2 protein-coding genes are annotated in these 1,940 nt (G+C 57.0%); one reads left to right on the forward strand and one right to left on the reverse strand.

Annotated features, from left to right (window positions below; genetic code table 11):
• The coding region (locus WBV42_RS11690; protein ID WP_423986191.1) for a pyrrolidone-carboxylate peptidase at positions 1–659 on the forward strand (659 nt) is incomplete at its 5' end.
• Between the two features lie 131 nt (positions 660–790).
• Here WBV42_RS11690 and WBV42_RS11695 read toward each other — a convergent pair.
• On the reverse strand, positions 791–1,940 hold a 1,150-nt coding region (locus tag WBV42_RS11695), incomplete at its 5' end, for an IS701 family transposase (protein ID WP_423986192.1).

Here is a 1,940-nt window from a genome sequence, read left to right on the forward strand (position 1 = left end):
CGCGAAAACCCCCACCCATGACACTCCTCCTGACCGGCTACGAACCGTTCGGCGGCGACGACGAGAACCCGAGCGAGATGGTCGCGAACGAACTCGACGGCGAGGAAATCGCGGGCCACGAAGTCGTCGGGAAAATCCTCCCGGTCGAGTTCGGATCCGCCGCCGAGGAAATGCAGGCACACATCGAGGACCACGACCCGGATGCCATCGTCGCCACGGGACTCGCGGCGGGACGGCCGGGAATCACCGTCGAACGTGTGGGCATCAACGTCAACGACAGCGGGAACACGCCGGACAACGCGGGCGTGGAGCCACGAAACGAACGGATCGGCGGCGACGACCGCGCGGCCTACTTTGCCACGCTCCCCGTCGTTCCCGCCGTCGAATCCCTGCTCACCGCCGGGATTCCGGCGGCCGTCTCGAACACGGCCGGGACACACCTCGGTAACAACGCTCTGTTCTCGACGCGGGCGTATCTGGAGCGGGAGGGTCGGGACGTGCCGATGGGATTCGTCCACCTGCCCCGCACGCCGGAGCAGGCGGCCACGCACGCACAGGACGGGGACGGAACCAGCGGCGCGTCGGTACAACCGAGTTTGCCGCTGTCGATGCAGGTCGATGCCATTCGGCGAGTTTTCGACGTGACGCTTTCGAGGTGAGTGGGTCGAACGCTTCTGATCGGTTTTCTGAAAATTGATTTTCACATGACTTGACGGCATCCAACCCTCGAAATGATATATAGAATACTTATACGTATTCGAGGCACTGTCTAGTTACTTGACTTCGCACGTTAGACGAACATGCCTTCGATCTGGTGCATTAGTTCATCGGTGGTTTGATCAGGACTGGTGAGCGCCCAGGACAGAAGGTTCTGAACGCTCTCGCGGAACGAACGTTTGATCTCGGCACGAAGCGACGTTGCTCGAGCAAGGATCGTTCCAAGAGCGCTATGTGCAGCACCGAGCTTGAGGAGACTGTAGGCCAGCATCAGCAGGTGCCAGTGCCGACTGGCACCTGCGGCATGCCGCAACTCGCAGTCTCCAAAACCAAGATCCTGCTTGGTGTCCCTGAAGAACGTCTCCACTCGCCATCTCATCGCGTACAACTCGATGAGATGGCTCGCTGGTGCATCGATCTTGTTCGAAACAATGTACTTGACACTCGAGTCTTCGTCCTCTTCGCTCGATTTTTTCGTCGTGATCAGCAACTTCACCTCGCCCAGACGGCTTACCTCACGTTTCTGGGTCCAGATATGGTACGTTTCTCCGTTGATTGTGCGCGGGACTGTGTCGATGCGCTGGCCGAGCGCATCGACACGAATCCGTTCACCACCGTATGTGACTCGTGCGTCGCTTTTGACTGCAGAGACCCACTCTTTCCCATACTTCTCGAGGTGAGTGACGAACTCTTCAGAACAATAACTCTGATCGAAGAGATAGGTGTCCGCCGGGACACCTATCTCGATGAGCTCATCAACAAGTTCGATGGCCAGTTCGATGCGTCGCTGTGCGTCTTTTTCATACAGACGAAATCCGAGGGGGTAGGTGGTTTTGTCGTCGGCGTAGAGTGCATAGATGAGATTCTGTCCCCAGATGTAGCCGGGAACGGTATAGTCGTAGAATTTCCCAGCGTTAGGGATTTTCTCACCGGTTTTGTGCGTGAAGGTGTCGTCGATGATGACGACACCTTCACTGCTCCACTTTGTGTCGTTAGCCTGTTGAAGAAGCGCCAAACGTTCCTTATTGAGTTGATCTTCGTCCCAATCGTACTCTGTGAGGAACTTGTTCAACGCCCGTTCGCTCTTCGCCGGAAGAACGTGGTTCGAGATGCCCTGAACGGTCTTGTTGCCGGCGGCAACAAGACCTGTAACGTACGTCTTGTCGTGGTGTTTCTGTCTGGTTGAGAAACACTCTAACCGATCGATTGGCTCGGTACACGAC

The sequence above is a fragment of the Haladaptatus sp. genome, assembly GCF_049589095.1.
Lineage (GTDB): Archaea > Halobacteriota > Halobacteria > Halobacteriales > Haladaptataceae > Haladaptatus.